Below are 19,106 nucleotides of genomic sequence, written 5' to 3' on the forward strand. Positions count from 1 at the left end.
TTGGGGCCTCCCGGGAGGCCCGGGCCTCCCGGGAACCCGTCAGACCGACAATCAGCAGCCGCACCAGGAGCAGCAGCAGGCACACAGGATGGCCTGAGCCTCCTTGTCGTCGGCCTCGACCAGGAGCTCGTCCTCGGTCAGCGCGTCCAGCTCCAGCAGGTCGTCGGCGAGCAGCTCAGCCACGGGCATGGTTGTCTCCTTGAATGTTGAGTCATTTGCGCGGAAGCGAAATGAATCGGCATCGGCTGTCGGGGAACCGAACAGCCGACGCCATCGTGTCCGAGCGGCACCCGGGATTCTTCAGCTGGCCAACTGGTTTCTCGGCCGCCCTCCCGGTATGAGTCGAGTACGCCGTCTCACACCCGGGTGCGAGACGGGACCTCATCTTGGTGCGCATCTGCCGATTTCGTCCGGTCTCCCGTACCGCTCGTGTCGGGATGTTTGTTACGGTGCGCTCCCGATTGCAGTTCCGCGGCTGGAAAAACAGGTGATCCGATGTCCCATATCGCGTTCTTCAACATTCCCGGCACCGGCCATGTGAATCCGACGGCGGGAATCGTGGCGGAGCTCGTGGCGCGTGGCCATCGGGTCAGCTACGCGGTGACGGCGAAGCAGGGCGCCGAGGTCGAGAAGGCCGGCGCGACGCTGGTCCCTTACGAGACGGTGATGGGGAAGTACCGGTCGACGATGACCGACCTGGAGGACAACGACCGTTTCACCACGGGTGACTTCGTCCAGGTCCTGCGCGGGCTGGTGCGGGAGACCGAAGCGGTCTACCCGCAGGTGCGGAAGGCGTTCGAGGGCGACCGCCCGGACGTGCTGGTCTACGACGGACTGTCCGGCTGGACCGGGCGGCTCCTCGCGGAGGAGTGGGGCATACCCGCCGTCCGCAGCATCCCGACACTGGCGGCCAACGAACACTGGTCGCTGGGCACGGACGGGGAGTACGCGGAGTTCGACTCGGGGCACGAGGGCCTGAACGGCGTGTTCGGGGAGATCGCCACCATGCTGCGGCGGCTCGGGGCCAAGTGCTCCGCCCAGGAGTTCTTCGGCGGCAGCGAGTCAGGGCCGGCGCTCGTGTACATCCCGCGCGCGTTCCAGTTCAAGGGCGAGACGTTCGGCGAGGACGTCCACTTCGTCGGACCGTGCTGGTCGGAGCGGACCTTCGACGGCGAGTGGACGCGTCCGGGCGGCGACGGCACCGGCGAACGGCCGCTCGTCCTGGTCTCCCTCGGCACCATCCACAACGACAACACCGCCTTCTTCCAGACCTGCGTCGACGCCTTCACCGACACCCCCTGGGACATCGTCATGGCCGTCGGCGACCAGATCACCCCCACCGACCTCACCCACGTCCCCGACCACATCGACATCCGCCCCCACGTCCCCCAACTCCAGATCCTGCGCCAAGCCGACCTCTTCATCACCCACGCCGGCATGGGCAGCGTCATGGAAGCCCTCTCCTTCGCCGTCCCCATGATCGCCATCCCCCAGATGAGCGAACAACGCGCCAACGCCGACCGCCTCACCCAACTCGGCCTCGGCCGCCTCCTCCACCGCGACCACCTCACCCCCCAAACCCTCCGCGACACCGCCCACCACGTCCTCAACGACCCCACCTACCGCCACCACACCCACACCATGCGCGACCACATCCACCACGCCGGCGGCGCACCCGCAGCAGCGGACGTCGTGGAGGCCCTGCTCGCGCCGGCCCGGGCGGAGGCGTGATGACCGGGGAGCGGGCCCACATCGCCTTCTTCGCCCTCCCGGGACACGGGCACGTCAATCCGGCCCTCGGCGTCGTGGAGGAACTCACCGCACGTGGACACCGGGTGACCTTCGCGACCACCGACCGTTTCGCGGCGGCCGTCACCGAAGCCGGGGCGACACCCCTGCGGTACGAGTCCACCATGGACGGGCTGCCGACCCGGGACTCGGCGGCGGACCGTGCCGACCGCTTCGGCAGCGACGACCTCGCCGCGGTCCTGCACGACCTGCTGCGCGAGACGCTCGCGCTACTCGCCCCGCTGGACCGGGCGTTCGCCGCGGACCGCCCCGACCTGGTGGTCTACGACGACCCGTCGGGCTGGGCGGCCCGGCTGATCGCGGCGCGCCGCGGCATCCCCGCCGTGCCCTACCGGACCACGTTCGCCGCGAACGCGGACTGGTCGCTCGCCGGCCACAGCACGGACGTCGACCCGTTCAGTCCCGCGGTCGTCCGCGTGTTCCACGGCATCGCGAAGCTGCTGGACCGGCTGAAGGTTCCCATCGGGCCGAAGGAGCTGATGACCGGGAGCGAGTCGGGTCCGGCGCTCGTCTTCGTGCCGCGTGCCTTCCAGTTCAACGGCGAGACGTTCGGCGAGGACGTCCACTTCGCCGGCCCGTGCCTCGCCCGCCGTGCCTCCGACGGCGAGTGGACGCGTCCGGGCGGCGACGGCGCCGGCGAACGGCCGCTCGTCCTGGTCTCGCTCGGCACCATCCACAACGACAACACCGCCTTCTTCCAGACCTGCGTCGACGCCTTCACCGACACCCCCTGGGACATCGTCATGGCCGTCGGCGACCAGATCACCCCCACCGACCTCACCCACGTCCCCGACCACATCGACATCCGCCCCCACGTCCCCCAACTCCAGATCCTGCGCCAAGCCGACCTCTTCATCACCCACGCCGGCATGGGCAGCGTCATGGAAGCCCTCTCCTTCGCCGTCCCCATGATCGCCATCCCCCAGATGAGCGAACAACGCGCCAACGCCGACCGCCTCACCCAACTCGGCCTCGGCCGCCTCCTCCACCGCGACCACCTCACCCCCCAAACCCTCCGCGACACCGCCCACCACGTCCTCAACGACCCCACCTACCGCCACCACACCCACACCATGCGCGACCACATCCACCACGCCGGCGGCGCACCCGCAGCAGCGGAATTCCTCGAAGGGCTGCTGGCCCGGCCGGCCGCGCCGCGGACCGGGGCGGTCCGGTGACGGCGGACGCGGGCGCTCCGGCCGAGATCGACACCCCGGCCTTCTTCGCGGACCAGCACGCCCACTACGCCCGGCTGCGTCAGACGCCCGGCGCCCGGCGGGTCCGCAACCCGCAGGGGCTCGAGTACTGGCTGGTCACCCGGCACGACGAGGCCAAGGCCGTCCTGCTGGACCCCCGGTTCTCCAAGGACCCGCACCGTGCGGCGGACGCGCTCCGCGCGGCCGGGTACGGCGTGGCCGGCGCGGGCAGTTTCTTCCTGCCGCTGGTGAACAGCGACCCGCCGGACCACACCCGGCTGCGCAGGCTCGTCTCCGGGGCGTTCACCCCGGCTCGTGTCGCGGCGCTCAGGCCGGCGGTGGTACGTCTCACGGACGAGCTGCTGGACTCCGCGGCGGCCGAAGCCGCGTCAGGAGCCGCCTCCGGAGCCGGAAGCGGAGCCGGAAGCGGGGCCGGGAGCGGCGCCGGGGCGGTCGTCGACCTGATGGCCGCCGTCGCCTTCCCCCTCCCGGTGCTGGTGATCAGCGAGCTCATCGGCATCCCCCACGCCAACCGGGCCGCTCTGCTGAGGTGGGCGACGTCCATGCTCACGGTCTCCGGACCGGGAACCACACCCGCCTCCGGTCCCGCGGAGCGCACCCGCAGACTGCACCGGTGGTTCGCCTCCCTGGTGGCCGCCAGGCGTGCCCGGGTCCGGCCCGGCCTCGCCCCGGAGGAACACTCCGACCTGCTCGGCGCCCTCATGGCCGCCGGCGAGCAGGACGGGCGCCTCGACGACGGGGAACTCGTCGGCCTGCTCGTGCTCCTGCTGGTCGCGGGACACGAGACGACGACCGGGATGATCGGCAACGCGGTCGACGCCCTGCTCCGCCGGCCCGACCAGCTCGCGCTGCTGCGCCGCCGCCCGGAACTGCTGCCGTCGGCGGTCGACGAACTGCTGCGGTTCGAGCCCTCGTTGGCCCGTACGACCCTGCGGGTGGCGACCGAGGACATCGAGATCGGCGGGACCGTCGTCCCGGCCGGCGCCATCGTCGGCGTCGCGCTGGCCGCCGCCAACCGGGACCCGGCGGTCTTCCCCGCGCCCGACGACCTCGACGTCGGCCGGGAACGCGGCCCCCATCTGGCCTTCGGGCACGGCATCCACTACTGCCTGGGGGCGCCGCTGGCCAGGCTGCAGACCGAGACCGTCCTCGCCTCCCTGCTCGACCGGTACCCGGGCCTGGCCGCGGCCGACCCGGACGGCCCGCAGTCCTGGCGTCCCGTCGGCGACATGCGCGGGCTGATGACGCTCCCGGTGCGGCTCGGACCCACGCGGTCCGGGCCGGCCCCCTCCGGCTGACCCCCCGCGCCCCTCCGTCCCCGTCCGCCCTCGTCCCTCCACCAAGGGGAACCCGTGCTCGAACCCCCGACCAGCTCCCGACCGGCCGCGGCCGCCGTCGAAGTCCGCGGCCTGCGCAAACGGTTCCGGACGGCCACGGCCCTGGACGGCGTGGACCTCACCGTCGCCCCCGGCACCGTCTGCGGGCTGCTCGGACCGAACGGCGCCGGCAAGACGACGCTCATCAGGATCCTGGCCACCCTGTCGCTCCCGGACGGCGGCCACGCCCGCGTCGCCGGGTACGACGTCGTGACCGCGGCCGCCCGGGTCCGCGGCCGCATCGCGCTGACCGGGCAGTACGCCTCGGTGGACGAGCTGCTCAGCGGCCGCGAGAACCTGGAGATGTTCGCCCGGCTGCACCGTGTCCGCGGAGCCGCCGTGCGCAGGCGTGCCGATGAACTGCTGGAGAGGTTCGGCCTCCAGGACGCCGGCCGGCGCCCCGTCCGCACGTACTCCGGAGGCATGCGCCGCAGGCTCGACCTGGCGGCCGGCCTGGTCGTCCCCCCCGAGGTGGTCTTCCTCGACGAGCCGACTACGGGCCTCGACCCGCAGAGCCGCTACGGGCTGTGGGACAGCGTCCGCGAGCTGGTCCGGGCCGGTACCACCGTGCTGCTCACCACCCAGTACCTGGACGAGACCGACCACCTCGCCGACCGCATCACCGTCCTCGGCAACCCCGAGGGCACCGGCGGCCGGGTGGTCGCGGAGGGCACCCCCTCGGCCCTCAAGTCCTCGCTGGGCCGGGAGTACCTCGACGTCACCGTCCGCCACCACGACCAGCTGGGCCCGGCGGGCGAGGCCCTGGCCCGTACCGGCGCCGGAACCGTCGAGGTCCGCGCCGGGCTGCGCCGGGTCACGCTCGCCACCGGCCCCGGCTCCGGGCCCGGAACCCGGGTGCTGACCGACGCGCTCCGCGAACTGGGGTCCGCCGGCGTGGAGGTGGAGGACCTCGCGCTGCGCCGCCCCACGCTGGACGAGGTGTTCATCGGCCTGACGGCCGCCCCCGCCCCGGTACGGGAGGCCGCGTGACCACCGTCCGGCCCGGCGCCGGGACCCGGCGGCCGGGCGGCGCGGCCGCCGGACCGTCCCGGGAGCCCCTGTACGTCCGGCTGCGCTGGGCCGCCGGCGACGCCGCGACGATCACCCGCCGCTACCTGATCCACCTGCGCAGCGCCCCCGAGCGCGCCGTCATGGCGCTGGCCCTGCCCCTGGTGTTCACCCTGCTGTTCGTCTACGTCCTGGGCAGCAACATGGCCGTACCGGACGGCGGTTCGTACGTCGACTTCCTGATCCCCGGGATGCTCGCCCAGATAACGGTCTTCGGGGTGGCCGCCAGCGCCTCCGCCGTCGCCGACGACAAGGACAAGGGGATCACCGACCGGTTCCACTCCCTGCCCATGAGCAGGATCGGGGTGCCCTTGGGGCAGTCCCTGGCCGAGATCCTCGGCGGCCTGCTCACCCTGCTGGTCATGGCGGGCTGCGGACTGCTGGTGGGCTGGCGGCCCGAGGCGTCCGGGCCACGTCTGGCGGCGGCGTTCGCGCTGCTGGTGTTCGCCCGGTACGCGTTCGGCTGGCTCGGGATGTGGCTCGGCCTCGTCCTGCCCTCGCGCTCCGCCACCGACCTCATCGGCATGCTGACCTTCCCGCTCACGATGGTCTCCAACGTCTTCGTACCGACCGACGGGCTGCCGGCGGGTGTGCGCCCGGTCGCCGAGTGGAACCCGGTGAGCGCCGTGGTCTCGGCGGTACGGGAGCTCTTCGGCCACCCGGTCCCGGTGGCGGACGGGGCCGGATGGCCGCTGGCCCACCCGGTGGCCGCCGCGCTGGGCTGGTCCCTGCTGCTGCTCGCCGTCTTCGGCCCCCTCGCGGTGTCGGCATTCCGCACACCGAAGCACTGACCCCTGGAGAGTCATGAAAGCCCTGGTACTGGCGGGCGGCTCGGGCACGCGGCTGCGTCCCCTCACCCACACCTCCGCCAAGCAGCTCGTCCCGATCGCCAACAAGCCGGTGCTGTTCTACGGCCTGGAGGCGATCGCCGACGCCGGCATCGAGGACGTGGGCATCGTGGTCGGCGAAACGGCCGCCGAAATCCGGGCGGCGGTCGGGGACGGCTCCGCCTTCGGTCTGGACGTGACCTACATCGAGCAGCCGGAACCCCTCGGGCTCGCCCATGCGGTGCTGATCGCCCGGGACTTCCTCGGTGACGAGGACTTCCTGATGTACCTGGGCGACAACTTCATCGTCGGCGGCATCGCCCCGCTCGTCGACGAGTTCCGGGTCCACGGCCCCGACGTGCAGCTGATGCTGACCCGGGTGAAGAACCCCGGCGACTACGGGGTCGCCACCCTGTCGGCCGACGGCCGGGTCGTCGCGCTGGCGGAGAAGCCGGAGCGGCCCGAGAGCGACCTCGCCGTGGTCGGCGCGTACCTGTTCACGCCCGTGGTCCACGAGGCCGTCCGCGCCATCGCCCCCTCGGACCGCGGTGAGCTGGAGATCACCGACGCCCTGCAGTGGCTGCTCGACCAGGGCAGGAACGTGCGGCCGACCGTGGTCACCGGCTACTGGAAGGACACCGGCAACGTCGCGGACATGCTGGAGGCCAACCGGTGCGTGCTGGAGGTCCTGGAGCCGGCGGTCGAGGGGACCGTCAGCGCGGACAGCGAACTCATCGGCCGGGTCAGGGTGTGCGCCGGGGCGGAGGTCCGCGGGTCCCGGATCGTGGGTCCGGCCCTGATCGGCGCGGGCTCGGTGGTGGCCGACTCGTACGTGGGTCCCTCGACCTCGATCGCCGAGCACTGCCGGATCACCGACAGCGAGATCGAGTTCTCCATCGTCCTCGGGCACTCCTCGATCACCGGGGTCCGCCGTGTCGACGCCTCGCTGATCGGCTGCCACGTGGAGGTCGCTCCGGCCCCCCGCGTTCCCTCGTCGCACCGGTTTGTGCTGGGCGACCACAGCAAGATCCGGATCTCGTCATGACGCCCACCCGTTATCTCGTCACCGGCGCCGCCGGTTTCATCGGCTCGCACTTCGTCGGGGACCTGCTGGGCCCCGGATCCTCGCCGGACGTCCGGGTCACCGTCCTCGACGCGCTCACCTACGCCGGGGACACCGCGAACCTCGCCCCGCTCGCCGGGGACCCGCGCCTGCGCTTCGTGCACGGCGACATCACCGACGGGCCGCTCGTGCGCTCGCTGACGGAACCCGGCTGCGTGGTGGTCAACTTCGCGGCCGAGAGCCACGTGGACCGTTCCATCGCCGACGCGGGCGCCTTCGTCCGCACCAACGTCACGGGAACCCACGTCCTGCTGGACGCGGCGCTCGCCGCGGGGGCCCGCTGCTTCCTCCAGGTGTCCACGGACGAGGTGTACGGGTCCATCGACCACGGCGCGTGGACCGAGGAGGCGCCCCTGTCCCCGAACTCCCCCTACGCCGCGTCCAAGGCCGCCGCCGATCTGCTGGCGCTCTCCTACGCCCGCACCCACGGACTCGACGTGCGGATCACGCGCTGCAGCAACAACTACGGCCCCCGCCAGCACCCCGAGAAGCTCATCCCCCGCTTCGTGACCGCCCTGCTGGCGGGAGGCACCGTGCCGCTGTACGGCGACGGCGGGAACGTACGCGACTGGCTGCACGTCGCCGACCACTGCCGCGCCCTGCGCCTGGTGCTGGAACGCGGACGGGCGGGCGAGGTGTACAACGTCGGCGGCGGCACCCAGCTGAGCAACCGGGAGATGACCGCCCTGCTGCTCGACGCCTGCGGGGCCGACTGGAGCTCGGTACGCCACGTCGAGGACCGCAAGGGACACGACCGGCGCTACTGCGTGGACGACGGGAAGCTGCGCGGTCTCGGCTACCGGCCCCGTGCCCGCTTCGAGGAGGGCCTCGCGCAGACCGTCCGCTGGTACGCGGACGCCGCGCTCGTGCGGTGACGGCGACGCCCGGACACCCGCCCCTCCCCGCCCCTGACACCCGAGCCGGGCCGCACCCGCCCGGCCCGCAGCCCCCGAAGGAACCCCGCGTGCGCGTCCTGTTCGCCGTCTTCCCCACCCCCGCCCACACCCGGCACGTCGTCCCCCTCGCCTGGGCGCTCCAGAACGCGGGGCACGAGGTGCGCGTCGCCACCCACCCTGACCTGGCAGGACACGTGACGGGGGCGGGGCTGGCGGCCGTACCCGTCGGCAGCGCGGTGGAGGCCGCCGAGCTGACGGACTTCGAGCGCAATCCGGGCCTGCGGGGCCATCCCGGGGGCGGCCTGGCCGTCGCCTCCGCGGACTGCCCCGACTGGGGGCCGAAGTGGTTCCGGACGACCCGCGTGTTCGCGGGCCTGCGCCCCCTGCTGGAGGACCTCACGGGTGTGGTCGTCCGCTGGCGCCCCGACCTGGTGCTGTGGGACCCGTTCTGCCTGCCGGCCGCGGTGGCGGCGCGGCTGGGCGGAGCCGCGCACGCCCGGCTGCTGTGGGGCCGCGACAACATCGCCTGGCTGCGCGCCCGGTCCCGGCGGTACCAGCGGCAGGCGGGGGACGGCCGCTGGCACGACCCGCTGGAGGAGGTCATGCAGCAGCTCCTGGAACCGTACGGGCTGCCCTACGAGGAGGAACTGCTCCTCGGCCAGTGGACGGTCGATCCGCTGCCGCCGGGACTGCGGCTGCCCGCACCGCACGTGCGGTACGAGAGCATGCGCTGGACCCCGTACGGCGGGGGCGGGACCGTACCCGGCTGGCTCCACTCGCGGGCCACGCGCCCGCGCGTCTGCCTCGTCCGGGAAGCCGCCCCGTGGGGTGCGCCGGCCGGCCCGGACGGCGGGGAGGCGCTCACGGAGCTCTCGGACGGGCTCGCGGCCCTCTCCGGGCTGGACGTCGAGGTGGTCGCCGCCGGCTTCGGCCCCGCGGCCCGCGCACTCGACCTGCCCGGACGGCCCCGGCTGGTGGACGGCCTGCCGTTGGACCAGCTGCTGCCGGGATGCGCCGCGGTCGTCCACCGGGGCGGCGCCGCGGCCTTCGCCGCGGCCGCCGCGCGGGGAACGCCCCAGCTGGTCGTCCCGGGCGCGTTCTGGGACGAGGAGGCGACGGCGGGCTATCTGGTGCGCCGCGGCGCGGGCCTCGTCCTCGACGGCGGCCGGCCCGGGCCCGAGGCCCTGCGGGCGTCGCTGTCGGAGCTGCTGGGCGACGGCGGGTACCGGGCCCGGGCCGGATACCTGCGCGAGGAGATCGAGTCGCTGCCCGGGCCCGCCGAGCTCGTGCCGGTGCTGGAGCGGCTGACCGGTCTGCACCAGCGGATCTGAGATTCCGGCCCCCACTCCAGTCGGAGCCGGGACCCTGCCGCGTGTCCGCGACGGAGACGGCAAAGCAGTCCCGGGACGGACGACCCGACGGGGGCTTCACTGACACGATCGACCCGACGATTCGACGCGGGCACACCTTTCACGACCAGCCGAACGCGGAGCCCTTCACCATGCACAGCACCATCGCGGACCTCTATCCGAGGATGAGAACCGGGATCTTCTTCACGCCGACCGCGGAAGGCGACGGCGTCCTGCTGGCCAACGGCAGCGAGATCGTGACCTTCCACGGCGCGTCCACGTACGCCTGGCTGGAGAAGCTCTCCCCGCACCTCGACGGCCGCCACAGCGTCGCGGACCTGACGGCCAGTCTGCCGCCCGCGCCACGCCGCATGGTGGAGAAGCTGGTGGGCGCCCTGTACGAGGCCGGCCTGGTCCGTGACGTGAGCCGGGACGAGCCGCACTCGCTGACGCCGGACGAACTGGAGCGGTACGCCTCCGAGATCGCGTTCATCGAGGCGTTCCGGTCCTCGCCGGGTCTGCGCTTCCAGCGGTACCGGCAGACCCCGGCCGTGCTCATCGGCTCCGGCGCGGTCTTCACCGCGGCCGTGGAGGCGGCCCGGCTGACCGGGACGGCCCGGCTCTCCGTCCGGCCCACGCCGGCTCCGGGCGCCGACGCGGACGGCGGCGCCGCGGCGGCGGCGGAGGACGTGGACACCGTGCCGCTGGACCCGTCCGACGCGCCGGCCCTGCGGGAGGCGGTCGAGGACGCCGGGCTGGTCCTGTACGCGGCCGACCGAACCGACCCCGTTCTCCTGCGTTCGCTCGACCGGCTCTGCGCCGAACTCGGCCGGACCTTCGTCCCGGTGACGGTGGACGGCGACGAGGCCTGGATCGGCCCGGTGTGCGCCGCGGACCGGCCCGCGGCCCGCTGGGAGAGCCTGTGGCTCCGTCTCGGCACCGGCGCGGGGGCCGCGTCCGGCGGGACCGGCTTCCTGACCGGGCCGGTGCCCGGCATCCTCGCCAACCACCTGGTCTTCCGGGCCTTCGAGCACCTGACCGGGGTGGCCGGGGATGCGGGGCTCCCGCCGGGCGGGAACGCCGTGCGGCTCGACCTGGAGACGCTCCAGACCTCCGTGCACACGCTCGCACCGCATCCGTCGGCCGGCGGGGCCGCGGAGACCGGTGCCGGGCGGTCCACCGCGCAGGCGGCGCCGGTCGGGGCCGAGGAACTCGCCGAGCGCGTCGTCCCGCTGACGGACGACCGGCTCGGCGTGCTCGGCACGGTGTCGGAGGGGCACTACGAGCAGTTCCCGCTGCGGGTGGTCCGGGTCACGGCGGACGACCCCCGGCGCCCGGGCGCGCCGATGCCCGTATGGGGCGCCGGACCCGACTTCCCGCACGCCCGGGACGCCGCGCTGCGCCTCGGGCTCGCCGCCCACGCCGTACGCGGCTCCGGCTCCGGCTCCGGCTCCGGCTCCGAGGCCGTAGCCGGGGTGTCGCTGGCCGACGGCCGCGAGGTACGGGTCCCGGTGGACGAGGTGTTCGTGCGCTCCGGCGACCCAGCCGACGCCCTCCCCGTCGGCACGGCCGGCGCGACCACCTGGACCGAGGCCGTCGAGCAGGGTCTGCTCGCCCACGTCCTGCGGCTCACCCCCGCCGAGCCGCCCCTCGGCGCGGCGCCGCCGCGGCCGTGCGAGGAGCTCGAACTGGCCCCGGCCGCACGGCGGTTCCTGGACCTGCTGCTCGCCTCGGGCGAGGGCGTCACCGCGCGGGCCGTGCCGGCCCCCGCGGGCGTCCACGTCCTCGCCTTCCGGCTGGGCGCCGGCGATGCCGGTCCCGTCGAACGGGGTGCCGGATTCACCGAGGCCGAGGCGGTCGAGGCGGGGCTGGGCCGGCTGCTCCTGGCCTGGCAGTCCCGAACGTCGGGGCAGGCCGAGTGCGCGCCCTCCCCGACGGTCTCCCTGCGGACCTCGTTCGGGGCCGGCCCGGCAGCGGACGAAGACCCCGTACGTCACCGCACCCTCGTGGCCGCCCTGCACGCCCTGGGGCACGAGGCGGTCGCGGTCCCCCTCGACCGGGACCCGGCCGTCCACGCCGTGCTCCCCCACCTCGTCCGGGTGGTGCTGCGCGATGTCTGATCCGATGCGCGGCGTCCCGGCCGCCGGACCCGTCGTGGCCGTGGTCGGCGACGGCGGCCTGCTGGACCGGGCCGTCACAGCGGTCGCGGCACGCTCCTTCCGCGTGGTGCGGCCGGAGGCCGGCGCCCTCGCCGAGGGCCTCGGTCCGTGTGCCGCCGTCCTCGTGACGGGCGACACGCCCGGCACCGGGCACCACGAGGAGGTGCGCAAGGGCGCGGAGGCCGCCGGCATCCCCTGGATCCCGGTCGTCACGGACCCGGACGCCATCCACGTGGGTCCGGCGGCCCGGAGCACCGCGGACGCCTGCCCGTCCTGCGCGGACTGGCGGCGCCGGCTCGCCCGGGACCAGGCCCAGCACCACGAGACGCTGCGGGCCCGCCACGGCGCCGCCCTGACCGGGACGCCGTCCCGGCTGCGCACCCGCGCCGCCGCGGCCGTGGCCGCCGAACTGGCCGTCTCCCTCGTGGAGTCCGCCCTGTCGGCCGGGCCCGCCGCGCCCGGCGCCCGGACCGCCGGCGGCGACGGGATCCGGCGCCCGGGGGACGTGTTCCTCCGCGTCGGCCTGGCCTCGCTCGCCGTCAGCACCCACCGCTATCTGCCGTACTCCCCGTGCGAGGTCTGCGGCGGCCTGCCGGAGGACGCCCCCGGACCCGCCCGGCTGGTCCCGGTCTCCCGTCCCAAGCCGGCCCCCGACGTCTTCCGCGTGCAGAACGTGGTGGCGCGCGAGCGGGAGCTGTACGACCTGTACGTCGACGGGGCCGCCGGCGTGGTCCCGTCGATCGACGACGAGCGCGGCGGACCGCTGCCCCGTGCCGTCGCACCGCTGAGCTCGCTGCGCGGCAACAGCTCCCAGCACGGCTGGGGCCGTACGACCGACTACCGGACGTCCAGGATCACGGCGGTGCTGGAGGCCCTGGAGCGGTTCGGCGGCGAACAGCCGCGGGGCCGCCGCACGGTGGTCACCGCGAGCCGCCGGGAGCTGGGCGACCGCGCCGTCGACCCACGGACCTTCGGGCTGTACCCGGACGACCGCTACGACCTGCCCGGCTTCCCCTACGTCCGGTACGACGAGGACCTGGTGATGCCCTGGGTGTGGGGGCACTCCTTCGGCCGCGGCGAGCCGGTGCTGGTGCCGGAGCGGTACGCCTACTACGCCGCGCACAGCCACGGGGAGCCCCGGTTCGTGTACGAGATCTCCAACGGCTGCGCCATGGGCGGCTGTCTGGAGGAGGCCGTCCTGTGCGGGCTGCTGGAGGTGGCCGAGCGGGACGCCTTCCTGATGACGTGGTACGGGCGGATGCCGATCCCGCGGATCGACCCGGCCAGTGCCCGGGACCGCACCGTCCCGATGATGATCGAGCACCTGCGCCACCGGACGGGGTACGACGTCCGGCTGTACTCGGCCACCCTGGAACAGGGGGTGCCGTGCTTCTGGGCGGTGGGCATCGACACCGCAGGCGACCCCGGCAGGCCCCGGGTGCTGTGCGCGGGCGGCTCGGCGCTGCTGCCGGAGAAGGCCGTCGTCAACGTCCTGCACGAGATGGGTCACCTGCTGGAGCACGCGAAGCTCTACGACGCGGCGGAGCGGGAGCGCGCGGCCCGCATGGTGGCCGACCCGTCCCTGGTGAAGGTGATGGGGGACCACTCGGTGCTCTACAGCCACCAGGACGCCTTCGAGCGGTTCGACTTCCTGCTGTCGGACCGCCCGGCGCGGCCCTTCTCGGACTTCGAGGAGCAGTGGCGGTGGCCGGTCCACACGGACCTGCGTTCCGACCTGGACGAGATGCTGGGCCGCTACCTGGACCGGGGCATGGACGTGGTGGTCGTGGACCAGACGACGCCCGAGCACCGGGCGGGCGGCTTCGCCTGCGTCAAGGTGATGGTGCCGGGGACCTTGCCGATGACGTTCGGGCACCGCAACCGGCGCGTGGACGGCCTGCCCCGGCTGCTGACCGTGCCGTACGAGCTGGGGTACCGCGACCGGGTGCTGACGCCCGGGGACGTCAACCCCCACCCCCACCCCTTCCCCTGAGGACGGCACGCATGACCGCCATCGCACCCCCGGAGGGAGCCGGTACGCCGTCGCCCGGCGCCCGGTACTGGCACCGGTCCCTCCACGAGTACGCCGCCATGACCGCCCTCGCGCCGGGCGGACGGGAGGGCACGTCCGCCGAGCCGGCCAGGTTCACCCGGTTCGGCGGGCTGCCGCGGCACCCGCTGCCCCCTCCCGCCCGCACGCTCGGGGCCCTGGCCTCGGCGTTCGAGCCGGAGCAGCTCCGGCCCGCCGCTGCGGGTCCCGCGCCGGCGGGCCGGGCGGACCGGGCGTTCGTCTCCACCCTGCTCCACTACGCGTGCGGGGTGCTGCGGACCGAGTTCGGGCCGACGGCCCGCTGGCCGTACCACCGGCCCACCCCGTCCGCGCGGTGCTTCGCCCCCGTCGAGGCGTACTACTGGACCCCCGGGCACGACGGCCTGCCCGCGGGCGTCCACGCGTACGACCCGGCGCACCACGCGCTGGTGCCGCTCGGCCCGGGGGACCACCGTGCCCTGCTGGGTGCGGCGCTCGGCGCGGACCTCGACGGTGCGGTGGGGGCGCTGATCCTGTCCACGGTGTTCTGGCGCACCGCCTTCCGGTACGGCAGTTACGCGTACCGGCTGTGTGCCCAGGAGACCGGGCTGGTGGCCGGGAACGCCATGATGGTGGCGGGCACGCTCGGGGTGCGGGCGCACCTGCACCACCAGTTCCTCGACGGGGTGCTGGAGCGGCTCGTCGGTGCTCCGCGCCCGCAGGAGAGCGTCGCCGCGGTCCTGCCGCTGTACCCCGCGGGGGACGGATCGCCGCGGCCGCTGCGGCGGCTCGGCGCCGCGCACACCGAGCGGGCGCTGTCGGCGCGCGTTCCCCCGCCGGCGCCCCGGCCCGCCCCGGCGGCCGACGCCCTCGGCTCGTTGGAGGAGCTGACCGGGATGGACGGGGCCGCCCGGCTCTCCGACACCGGGTCCTTCTCCCGGCTGCCGGGCGGCCGGGCCGCCGGGCCGTGGCGGACGTTCCCGGACCGCGGCGCCGAACTCGGCGACTGCCTGCGGCGGCGCAGCTCGGGCAGTCCCGCGTTCAACCCGGTGTCCCGCCCGGTCCCCCTGGACTCCGTGCTCCGCGTGCTGGGACCCGTACTCGGCCCGTGGGTCTCCGACGCCGTCCCGGACGCGGCCGCGCCGCCCGTCGCCCTGCACTTCTGGGCGGTCAACGTGGACGGCCTCGACGGCGGGGTGTACCGGTGGGGGCCCGGGGGGCTCGACCGGGTCGGTCCCGGCGGCGCCGCGCTGCTGGGGACGGAGGCGGCGAACGTGAACTACCGGGCGGTGGGGGGCGTGGTGTTCCTGTCGGGGCCGCGCGAGGCCGCGCAGGAGGTCTTCGGCGACCGGGGCTTCCGGGTCCTGCACCAGGAGGCCGGGGTGGTCGCCCAGCGCGTCTGCGTGCTGGCCGCCGCCGAGGGTCTCGCCGCTCGGATCCACAACGGTTACGCGGCGGGGACGCTGTCGCGGGCCCTGCGGCTGCCTCCGGGCCACGAGCCGCTGTTCCAGATCGCGCTCGGGGTGCCCGGGCCCGACGAACGCTATCTGATGCCGGTGCCCGCGCCGGCCGCACCGTTCCGCGTGGAGGCGGCATGACCGTGTACGACCCGTCCCCCGGTACGGCGGCCCTGGCCTACCTGGGCTCCGGGCACAGGCCTCCGGACGCCCTGCCCGCCGCCGATCCGGCGGGGCTCCCGCCGGTCCACAAGCGGTACCCGTCGGCCGGCCGGCTGTTCCTGCCCGGCGGCCGAGCCCCGGGCGACACCCCACGGGACCGGCTGTCGCGGCTGCTGCGGCTCACCAACGGGATCACCCGCATGCGGTGGATGAGCGGCCTCATGCCGCTCGGCCTGGGCGGTGCGGGCGCGGCGGGGGACCGGCGGGTGCTGCTCTCCCCCGGCCGTACGGCGGCGGCGTCAGGCTCCCGTTATCCGGTGGAGGTCTACGTCGCCCAGGCCGGGGCGGAGGGTCTTCCCTCCGGGCTGTTCCACTACGACCCGGTGCACCACGTGCTGGAGCGCCTGCGGGACGGAGACGGGCGGGCCCGGGTGCTGGCGGCGTTGCGGACGCCCCCGGCCCGGGAGCCCGAGGCGCTGCTGCTGCTGAGCAGCGTGCTGTGGCGGAACGCGGCCAAGTACGGGACGTTCGGCTACCGGCTGCAGAGCCTGGACGTCGGCGCGGTGGTGGCGCAGGCCGTGGCGGCCGCCGGGGTGGCCGGGCTGGCGGCGGAGGTGCACCTGCACTTCGACGACGCGGCCCTGGACGGGCTCCTCGGGCTCGACTCCTACGCCGAGGGCGTGTTCGCCGTGGTGGCCCTGCACCGCCAGGACGGTCCGCCCCTCACGGCGGTGGCGGCGCCCGCCTCGGAGGCGCCCGTCTCGTGGACCGGTCCCGTCCCCGCGGCCGAGCCCGGGCTGCCCGCGGTCTCCGGGATCCCCTCGATGGCGGAGGCGGCCGCGCTGCACGCGGCCGTGCGTGCGTGCGGGCCGGGGCACGGGGGGCCGCCGCTCGCGGGCTGGGTGCCCCCGTCCGGCGCGCCGCGGCATGCCCTTCCGCAGGCCGCGCTGAGCGTCGCCGACGGCTTCGCCGGCCGTCGGACCGTCTACGGCTACCGGCCCCGGAGCGTGCCGGAGGATTCGCTGGCGGCCCTGCTGGCCGCCGCGGCCGCCCCGCTGCCCGGCGGCGCGGGCGGCGACGGCGACGTGCCCCCGGTGGTCCTGGCCGGGGTGGTTCAGCGGGTTCCCGGGGTGGAGACCGGCGCCCACGTGTACGACCCGGCCGGGCACGCGCTGGTCCGTACCCGGGGAGCCGACGCCGTCCCGGCGGTGATCGGCGCGGCCAAGAGCCCCATGCTGGCGGACGAATGCCGCTCCGCGACGGCGACCCTGGCGGCCTGCGGGCCGCTGCGGGCGGGCATCGAGCGGTTCGGCGACCGCTGGTACCGCACCCAGAACATCGCGGCCGGGGCGCTGGCCCAGCGGATCGCCCTGGCCGCGGCCGCCGCAGGGTTGGAGAGCCATGTGCACTGCGACTTCGACCCTGACCTGGTCGGCGCCGCCCTGGGGCTCGGCCCCGGCGGGCCGGAGCCACTGGTGGTGGTGACCGTGGGCCCCGGCGCGCCGGAGCGTACGGATCCCCAGCAGGCGGTCTGAGCCCGTCCCCGAGTCCCGTCCCCGAATTCCGTCCCCCGCCCCGGACATCCCACGTACGCCCCCCGACCGGAGGAAGCACAAAACCGATGGATCTCTACGACGTCGTGGTCGTCGGCGCCCGCAGCGCGGGTGCCTCGACCGCCATGCTCTTCGCCCGGGCCGGGTACCGGGTCCTGCTGCTGGACCGGGCGCGGTTCCCCAGCGACACGCTGTCCACGCAGCACATCCACCGGCCCGGGCTGCGGCTGCTGAACCGCTGGGGGCTGCTGGGCAGGCTCGCGGACACCGGTTGTCCGCCGGTGCGCCGGATCTCCTACACCCTGGGAGACCTCCGGCTGGAGGGCGCCGTACCGGTCGAGGAGGGGATCGACGCCGTCTACGCGCCGCGGCGTTTCGTCCTCGACAGCCTGGTGATCGACGCGGCGGTCGAGGCCGGGGCCGAGTTCCGCGAGGGGTGCACGGTGACCGGCGTCCTGACCGAGGACGGCCGGGTGGCCGGGGTGCGGTGGCGGACGGGTGCGGGCGCCACGGGCCAGGTGCGGGCCCGGCTCGTGGTCGGAGCGGACGGCATGCGCTCGTCCGTGGCCGGGTACGTCGGTGCCGGGGTGGAGCGCGAGGACGCGCCCAAGACCTGTGTGTACTACGGGTACTGGGAGGGTCTGCCCGCCCAGTTCGAGGTGTACGAGCGGACGGGCCGGCTGATCGGGGTCGTCGGTACGCACGAGGAACTCACCCTGGTGGCCGCGTACTTCCCTCAGGCGGAGTTCCCCGACGTCCGCCGGGATCCCGAAAGGGCCTATCTGGAGGCGCTGCGGACCACGGCGCCGGAGCTGGCCGGACGGGCCGCCTCCGCGCGCCGGGTGGAGCGGCTGCGCGGTACGGGCAGTCAGCTCAACTTCTTCCGCAAGGCCTCCGGCCCGGGGTGGGTCCTGGTCGGAGACGCCGCCTGCCACAAGGACTCGATCACGGGCACCGGCATCAGCGACGCCTTCGAGCAGGCCGCGCTGCTGGTCGAGTCGGTCGGGGAGACCCTGCACGACGACCGGGCGACGCAGGCCGCGCTCGACCGGTTCGCGGCCGGGCACCGCCGGCTGATGGAGCCGCGGTACCGGACGGCGCTGGACACGGCGCGGCTGGAAGTGACCCGGGAGCGCGAGGAGTTCACTCGGTGGATCGCCGGTGACCCAGCGTCGGCCGAGGCCTTCCTGTCGGTGGCGGTGAGCCACATCGACCCGGCACTCCTGGTCCCGGCCGCGGGCTGAGGAGGGGGTGGTTCCCGATGGCGGACCGGGAACCACCCCCTCGCGGTTCAGGCCGCGGAGGGCCTGACGAGTCCGGTTTCGTAGGCCAGGATCACCGCCTGCGTGCGGTCGCGCAGGTTGAGCTTCTGGCACAGGTGGTAGAGGTGCGATTTCACCGTCGCCTCGCTGAGCGACAGCATCTTGGCGATCACCAGGTTCGAGTGGCCGTTCGCGACGAGCACGAGGACGTCCCGCTCGCGGCTGGTGAGCAGGGAGAGCTGCGAGGAGCCCGGAGGCGCCATCGCGGGCGACCGGTGGAGCAGCAGTCTGATCAGTTGTACCGCCGACGGGGACTTCAGCACCATGGCGCCGGCGGCGATGTCGCGGATGGCGCCGGGGAGCGACCGGGGATCGCAGTTGCCGGGCAGCAGTCCGCGGATTCCGCCACGCATGGCGCTGAGCAGTTCCTCGTCGTCGGTGCCGGAGGTGAGCATGAGAACGCCCGGCGCGTTGTTCCAGCCGGTTCTTCTCAGCCCTCTCGCGACGGCTATGCCGTCCATGGTGTCGGGATCGTGGCTGACCAGGGCGACGTGCGGGCGCAGGCTCCGCACCGCCCCTTCCACGTCCCCGGTGTGCAGCGCTTCCCCCACCACGGCGATGTCAGGCTCCCGCTCCAGGACGCTGGCGAGGCCCGCCCGCGTCAGATGGTGCGGATCGCAGAGGAGGACGCGGATACAGTCGGCCTCGTTTTCGTTCGTCACGATGTGCCTTACCCCCATGAATGCATGCGTCCCGTGCAGTTCACACAGGAAACGGTGGTCCGAACTGGTCTGGACCACTGCAGAAGAGTACCGATCG

At 74.4% G+C, this 19,106-nt stretch carries 15 protein-coding genes; 13 read left to right on the plus strand and 2 right to left on the minus strand.

Translation table 11 applies throughout. The annotated features are described in order from the left end of the window. Positions 1–51 precede the first annotated feature (51 nt). Complete coding sequence (locus AB0F18_RS13500) at positions 52–189, minus strand: hypothetical protein (RefSeq protein WP_362058882.1); 138 nt, start codon at positions 187–189, stop codon at positions 52–54. A gap of 306 nt (positions 190–495) precedes the next feature. Between AB0F18_RS13500 and AB0F18_RS13505 the strand changes: the two genes are divergently transcribed. The 13 genes from AB0F18_RS13505 (at position 496) to AB0F18_RS13565 (ending at position 18,269) form a co-directional block, all read left to right on the plus strand. Next, positions 496–1,731 carry a macrolide family glycosyltransferase gene (locus AB0F18_RS13505; protein WP_362058885.1) on the plus strand — a complete coding sequence of 412 codons (1,236 nt, stop codon included), beginning with the start codon at positions 496–498 and terminating at the stop codon, positions 1,729–1,731. Next, on the plus strand, positions 1,731–2,987 hold the full coding sequence (locus tag AB0F18_RS13510; protein ID WP_362058888.1) for a macrolide family glycosyltransferase: 1,257 nt from the start codon (positions 1,731–1,733) through the stop codon (positions 2,985–2,987). Before AB0F18_RS13505 ends, AB0F18_RS13510 begins: the two co-directional genes overlap by 1 nt. Continuing rightward, the gene (locus AB0F18_RS13515) at positions 2,984–4,324 is read left to right on the plus strand and encodes a cytochrome P450 (protein WP_362058890.1); all 1,341 of its coding nucleotides are present in this window, start codon (positions 2,984–2,986) and stop codon (positions 4,322–4,324) included. Before AB0F18_RS13510 ends, AB0F18_RS13515 begins: the two co-directional genes overlap by 4 nt. A 54-nt stretch (positions 4,325–4,378) precedes the next feature. Further along, positions 4,379–5,392 carry an ATP-binding cassette domain-containing protein gene (locus AB0F18_RS13520; protein ID WP_362058893.1) on the plus strand — a complete coding sequence of 338 codons (1,014 nt, stop codon included), beginning with the start codon at positions 4,379–4,381 and terminating at the stop codon, positions 5,390–5,392. Next, complete coding sequence (locus tag AB0F18_RS13525; protein WP_362058896.1) at positions 5,389–6,261, plus strand: ABC transporter permease; 873 nt, start codon at positions 5,389–5,391, stop codon at positions 6,259–6,261. Before AB0F18_RS13520 ends, AB0F18_RS13525 begins: the two co-directional genes overlap by 4 nt. Positions 6,262–6,274: 13 nt before the next feature. Then, the gene (locus tag AB0F18_RS13530) at positions 6,275–7,342 is read left to right on the plus strand and encodes a glucose-1-phosphate thymidylyltransferase (protein ID WP_362058899.1); all 1,068 of its coding nucleotides are present in this window, start codon (positions 6,275–6,277) and stop codon (positions 7,340–7,342) included. Then, positions 7,339–8,295 carry a dTDP-glucose 4,6-dehydratase gene (gene rfbB / locus AB0F18_RS13535; protein ID WP_362058902.1) on the plus strand — a complete coding sequence of 319 codons (957 nt, stop codon included), beginning with the start codon at positions 7,339–7,341 and terminating at the stop codon, positions 8,293–8,295. Before AB0F18_RS13530 ends, rfbB begins: the two co-directional genes overlap by 4 nt. Positions 8,296–8,384: 89 nt before the next feature. After that, positions 8,385–9,647: a nucleotide disphospho-sugar-binding domain-containing protein gene (locus AB0F18_RS13540; RefSeq protein WP_362058905.1), complete on the plus strand. Its 1,263-nt coding sequence runs from the start codon at positions 8,385–8,387 to the stop codon at positions 9,645–9,647. A gap of 170 nt (positions 9,648–9,817) precedes the next feature. Beyond that, positions 9,818–11,785, plus strand: a complete 1,968-nt coding sequence (locus AB0F18_RS13545; RefSeq protein WP_362058908.1) for a hypothetical protein — start codon at positions 9,818–9,820, stop codon at positions 11,783–11,785. After that, positions 11,778–13,817, plus strand: coding sequence for a TOMM precursor leader peptide-binding protein (locus tag AB0F18_RS13550; RefSeq protein ID WP_362058910.1), 2,040 nt, complete (start codon positions 11,778–11,780; stop codon positions 13,815–13,817). The genes AB0F18_RS13545 and AB0F18_RS13550 overlap by 8 nt, the downstream gene beginning before the upstream one ends. Positions 13,818–13,828: 11 nt before the next feature. After that, complete coding sequence (locus AB0F18_RS13555; protein WP_362058913.1) at positions 13,829–15,451, plus strand: hypothetical protein; 1,623 nt, start codon at positions 13,829–13,831, stop codon at positions 15,449–15,451. After that, entirely contained in the window at positions 15,448–17,007 is a 1,560-nt protein-coding gene (locus tag AB0F18_RS13560; protein WP_362058916.1) for a SagB family peptide dehydrogenase, read from the plus strand. The genes AB0F18_RS13555 and AB0F18_RS13560 overlap by 4 nt, the downstream gene beginning before the upstream one ends. Positions 17,008–17,093: 86 nt before the next feature. Further along, positions 17,094–18,269, plus strand: a complete 1,176-nt coding sequence (locus AB0F18_RS13565) for an NAD(P)/FAD-dependent oxidoreductase (RefSeq protein ID WP_362058919.1) — start codon at positions 17,094–17,096, stop codon at positions 18,267–18,269. A gap of 47 nt (positions 18,270–18,316) precedes the next feature. Here the strand turns inward: AB0F18_RS13565 and AB0F18_RS13570 are convergent, their stop codons facing one another. Further along, a complete protein-coding gene (locus tag AB0F18_RS13570) occupies positions 18,317–19,009 on the minus strand; it encodes a response regulator transcription factor (RefSeq protein ID WP_362058922.1) in 693 nt (230 codons plus the stop codon). Positions 19,010–19,106: the final 97 nt, after the last annotated feature.

The organism is Streptomyces sp. NPDC029216, from assembly GCF_040648015.1.
Lineage (GTDB): Bacteria > Actinomycetota > Actinomycetes > Streptomycetales > Streptomycetaceae > Streptomyces.